Source organism: Flavobacterium sp. SOK18b (genome assembly GCF_014156605.1).
Classification (GTDB): domain Bacteria; phylum Bacteroidota; class Bacteroidia; order Flavobacteriales; family Flavobacteriaceae; genus Flavobacterium; species Flavobacterium tiangeerense.
The window spans coordinates 1-4,987 of sequence record NZ_QKNZ01000130.1 but is presented as its reverse complement, the minus strand read 5'-3'; the positions used below and the strand labels follow the sequence as shown (position 1 = coordinate 4,987).

At 30.5% G+C, this 4,987-nt stretch carries 7 protein-coding genes; 4 read left to right on the top strand and 3 right to left on the bottom strand.

The window, feature by feature from the left end:
- Both DNC80_RS14775 and DNC80_RS14770 read left to right on the top strand, forming a co-directional pair.
- The coding region (locus DNC80_RS14775) for a hypothetical protein (RefSeq protein WP_182651871.1) at window positions 1–334 on the top strand (334 nt) is incomplete at its 5' end.
- Window positions 335–602: 268 nt separating this feature from the next.
- Window positions 603–1,379 carry a hypothetical protein gene (locus DNC80_RS14770; protein ID WP_182651870.1) on the top strand — a complete coding sequence of 259 codons (777 nt, stop codon included), beginning with the start codon at window positions 603–605 and terminating at the stop codon, window positions 1,377–1,379.
- Between the two features lie 181 nt (window positions 1,380–1,560).
- Here the strand turns inward: DNC80_RS14770 and DNC80_RS16080 are convergent, their stop codons facing one another.
- From DNC80_RS16080 to DNC80_RS16070, 3 genes are read right to left on the bottom strand one after another with little or no spacing between them, the layout of a single operon-like run.
- Entirely contained in the window at window positions 1,561–1,728 is a 168-nt protein-coding gene (locus DNC80_RS16080) for a hypothetical protein (RefSeq protein WP_255493264.1), read from the bottom strand.
- A gap of 15 nt (window positions 1,729–1,743) precedes the next feature.
- Window positions 1,744–2,181, bottom strand: a complete 438-nt coding sequence (locus tag DNC80_RS16075; protein WP_255493263.1) for a hypothetical protein — start codon at window positions 2,179–2,181, stop codon at window positions 1,744–1,746.
- 4 nt (window positions 2,182–2,185) lie between these two features.
- Window positions 2,186–2,344: a transposase gene (locus DNC80_RS16070; RefSeq protein ID WP_370628773.1), complete on the bottom strand. Its 159-nt coding sequence runs from the start codon at window positions 2,342–2,344 to the stop codon at window positions 2,186–2,188.
- 325 nt (window positions 2,345–2,669) lie between these two features.
- On the opposite strand from DNC80_RS16070, the gene DNC80_RS14755 reads away from it, so the two are divergent.
- On the top strand, window positions 2,670–3,851 hold the full coding sequence (locus DNC80_RS14755) for an AAA family ATPase (RefSeq protein ID WP_182651869.1): 1,182 nt from the start codon (window positions 2,670–2,672) through the stop codon (window positions 3,849–3,851).
- Window positions 3,844–4,596 (top strand): HNH endonuclease, encoded by a 753-nt coding sequence (locus DNC80_RS14750; protein ID WP_182651868.1) that lies wholly within the window; start codon window positions 3,844–3,846, stop codon window positions 4,594–4,596. The genes DNC80_RS14755 and DNC80_RS14750 overlap by 8 nt, the downstream gene beginning before the upstream one ends.
- The last annotated feature ends 391 nt before the right edge of the window (window positions 4,597–4,987 follow it).

Here is a 4,987-nt window from a genome sequence, read left to right as displayed (position 1 = left end):
AGAAAAGTTAGATGATTATCGAATTATTTATGAAAATCTACTTCAAACACATAATTTAGTAGAAGGCTATAAAGATTTAGAGTTAAAAAATCCAAATTCAAATTTTTATTATAAAGACACTGATTCTGTCTTTAAAGATTTGATAAATTATACTTTCCAAAAAATGGAAGTTAATGAAGAACTAAAAAATGAAATGATTAAAAATGTTGATGACGAATTAAAATCTAAAGGAATTGAATTTTCTAAACTTGAAATTAATGAAGCTTTAAATAGAACAAAAGAATATTACATAAGAGAACATTATCCAAAATTCACCCTAAAAAACATCCGCTAACACACGCTACAAGCAATTTGGGTATTAGGCTTAATTTGAAATTGGTTTTGTATTTGAAAGATTTGGCAAATCCGAATAATGGGCTTAATTTAGTCCCAAACTGCTTGTAGCGCGGGGACGTCAGGCTGTGAAAAAACCTCTTCATATCTAGAAAGTATTTGGAGGGCTACCAAAGAATAATCTCAAATATGGAATTCTCAAGAGGTTGATTTTAGTTTTTTCACAGACTGACGTTAGCCGTAATCATACAGAAAATCAGCAATTTAAAATGAAACACATCAAAAGAAACTTTCTTTTTCATGACCAATTGCATAATGAAAAAAGATTAGCAGAAGAAATACAACAAGTTGAAATTAAAGAAATTGACCAACAATTCCTTAAGAAAAACTCTAAAGATAATTTTGTCATTATAACAACTGATTCTGATGAAAAAATTTTCAGTTTTATATACAATGATAATGGAAAATCATGCATGATTCCAGTTCCCGACTTTTCTTTGGTTAATTATAATTTTGCTTATAATCTTAATGTACAACGAAAAGAACAACGAAAGAATTTGGTTAAAAATTTAGCTGATATTTCAAACGCGACCGAAATAAACTTTAGTTTCGCATATGATTATCATGGAACAGCAAGTGCGTGTATTATTAGTCTTTTCACATCGATAGAATGTTTTATTAACGATATAATACCAGAAGAATTTGAATATAAGATTGAAAGTGACAAAAAAACTGAAATCTATAACAAAAGTCAGATTCAATATTCAATTTCATTTAATGATAAATTGACTAAGGTATTACCTCAGGCCTTAGGAATAAATTTTTTCGCAAAACCAAATCCTACAAATGCTCACATCCATAATCTCAGAAACCTGAGAAATGAAATTATTCATACGAAGTCAGATAAAACAGGCCGAAATCATGTTGAAATCTTAAAAAAGCTATTAAACTTCAAATACGATGAAACTTTCATAGCAACATTTAAATTATTAAATTTTTATAAAAAAGGATTTATTGAAGAATGTCCTTGTAGTGATTCGTGGTAAAATGACAACAGCTAACACACGTAGCTGTTGCGCAACTCTCTTAAAAAAGTAAAATTTCAAGATAAGGATAAAAAACAACCTCGTTTAAGGATTTTTAAGCGAGGTTTATTTTTGGTTTTAGGTTGTAGTTTGTAAAAATAAAATGCCTTAAAAAGTCGGTTTTCAAGTCTATGAAAGCTGTTTATAGAGAAGTTGGTACTTTTGCTTGTATTTCACTTACAACTCCGGCTTTTGTTTTTGTTTTTTTGGTGATAAACTTCAAGTATTTCTTGAGATTATAGGTCAATGCTGACATCAAAACGTGTTTGTTGGCTTGCTTGATTCCTCTTGTGTTTACGCGATTACTCACAAGTTTTTATTGATTTTAAATGGTGTTCGTGAATGCTTCGCATTTCATATTGGTAAAATTGACCAATGTTCCTATTACTGGTTCTACAGTTTTACTTCTCACTCGCACCATTTGCTTGGCATAGCGTGCGTTTTGAGTCAGTTTTTGGTGCATTCGATCGTAGTGTTCTTTGTGGATGCTGTGGTCTATCTTTTGTTGGATATTTTGCCTGCCTGCCGGCAAGGCAGGGATTATAGCGGGGTTATCTTTGGCGTCATTTTCTTCCAAAGCATCTAAGTATTCTTGGGTTTTTACTTCAATATAATCTACATGTTTGTCGATTTTCTTTTGATTGAAATTGGCTTTCTTGCTATTGTGGGCTCGGCTTTTGGTACCATCGATAGCAATGGTTTCGCAACCTATCAAATCGGCATCTTTTAAAAAAAGAACATAGAGTTTGAATAGCTTTTTCAAGGCATTAGGATTGTTTTTTTCTAAAATCGGATATGCTGTGGTAATTTGGAATAATAGCTTCTAAAAGCCATTGCATTTCCATGTTTCTCATACATTCCTTTTCTAGATCTCGAGCACTTCTGACTCCGTTGAGATACCCATATAAATAGATCTTTAGAAACACTTTACTATTAAAACTTGGGCGACCTTCAGTTTTGAGCGTTTTTACCGAAAAACCAAGCTTAGAGAGGTCTATAGATTCGACAAAGGCATCTATAAATCACACCTGGTTATCGGGACTTATTGTATCTTCTAAACTTGTAAAACGCAGTTGTTGACGAGAAACACCTATGATATGTTGCATTATTAAATATACGAAAAACCTCCTTTTTATACAAGTATTTTGTTATATTTGTTTGTAAGTAAACAGAAGTTTTTTCACAGACTGACGATAGGTGCAACCTTACCGAAAACACCTAGAAAAACCAACCAAATATATAAAATAGAAAATGTTAAGAATAAACAACATAAAAATTGAAGGAATAGGTCCAATTAAAAACTTGGAACTAACTTTCGATAATCATTTCAATATAATCTGTGGACAGAACGGTATTGGTAAAACAACCATTTTAGATTGTTTAGCTCAATCGTTTTCAGGTGCTCAAACTACATTGAAAAAAACATCAGGATTTGAAACGGGTCAATGGGATATTCAAGTCGCTATTAACAAAAATAATTCAACAAAATCTTTTTTAACGACACAATTCCATCCTAACGAAACAAGTAGAAATTTTAATGGATATTATCAAAACGCAAATGATATTATTGTATTTAAAACTCACAGAAACATAGAATATGTAAAATTAACTTCATTAGGAACGGATGCAATTAAAGATTTTAATTCTTTTTCGCAAGAAACTATTAAAGGTTCTCTCTCCACTACATTAAAAAATTGGTTCGTAAATCGATTTTTATTCTCAGCCCAGCCAAATACTTTGGATGAAAATCAATTAAAGAATTATGAATTAGCTAAAGATTGTTTTACGATATTAAATCCATCAGTCCAATTTTCAAAAGTATTGCCTAACTCATTTGATATTTTGTTATCAACCTCAATGGGGGAAATTTATTTTGAATATTTATCATCTGGATACAAATCAAGTTTAGCTCTACTTCTAGGCTTAATACAAGAAATTGAATTGAGATTTAAGAATCCCAGTAAATACATTAAAGATTTTGATGGAGTTGTATTAATTGATGAAATCGACTTACATCTTCATCCTGAATGGCAAGCCAAAATATACGATGCATTAAAAATAATTTTACCCAATGCCCAAGTGATAACTTCAACACATAGTCCTCATATTATTCAAGTTTCAAAACCTAAAGAAATCATACCATTAATTCTAGATGAAGAAACGAACAATGTAAAACTAAACCCAATAATTAATCAAGAATATGGTTGTCAAGGGTGGACAGTTGAAGAAATATTAACAGATGTGATGGGAATGACCGAAACAAGAACTTCCACATATTTAGATGCTATTACAAATTTTAATGTTGCTATTGATAATGATGATTTTCAAACAGCAAACGCACAGTTTTTAATTCTTGATGCTATGTTGCATCCTGAAAACTCGTTAAAGAAAATATTAAAAATACAATTAACAGGAATTTCAACAAATGATTAAGTTAGACAGAACACCAAAACCTGCCGAACTTACAACTGAATTGCAAGTTGCGTTGACAGATGAATTTAAAATAACAGGGAAATCTGTTTGGAATATTGATTTTATTAAGAAAAGCTTATTAAGTCTTTCAAATGACAAATGTTGTTATTGTGAAGCCAACATTAATGAGGAAAGTAAATATTTAGAAGTGGAGCATTTTCATCATAAAGGCAAATATAAAGATGAAGTATTAGAATGGAATAATTTACTTCCTTCTTGCAAAAAATGTAATGGAACTAAAAATGATCACGACACTAAATTAGAACCTATAATCGACCCAAGTATTATTGAACCAAAGAAACATTTAAAATATTGGCGATATAGAATAAAAGGAACTGATGACTTTGGAAAATTAACTGTTTCAGTTTTAAACTTAAATGACCAAGATAGATTAGTTAAGAAAAGATATGAAATCGGTAATGCCATTCAAATTAAATTAGAACAACTTAATGAAATAACAGACGATTTCATTAATGGTATTCAGACAAGCACTCGAAGAAAAAATAGAATCATTAACGGCACAAAAGACCTAATGAAAGAAGGACTTCCAAATTCTATTTATTCAGCAACAACGGCTACAATAATTTTAACTGACATAGAATTTAAAACATTAAAGGAAAAATTAGTTTTATTGAAATTTTGGGATGAAGAATTATCGCAACTTGAAACTGACTTGGAAAATACAGCATTTGAACTTTATAAATAAAAAAGCTACAGCTAACAGCCATTTTGAGCTAGTTGGAATTTAGAGGAATTATCGTTTCGCATCAAGTTTTCGTTAAGCCGAAAACTGAGCGGTTACGAATTTCCAGCCATCTCAAAGTGGCATAACGTTAGCTGAAAGTTTATTGAGAATCGCCGAATTCAATAAATTAATGCAAAAAATAAATTAATTTGAATTACTTTTGAAAAAAAATAAAAGATGGTTTTTTGTATAGCATACGACTTAAATTCACCCGGTAGAGATTATTCAACATTAATCGATTGCATAAGATCTTATGGTACTTGGTGGCATCATTTAGATTCAACATGGTTCATAGTTTCTGAAAATAAAACAGCATCACAGATTAGAGATGAATTGGGAAAATTAATTGATG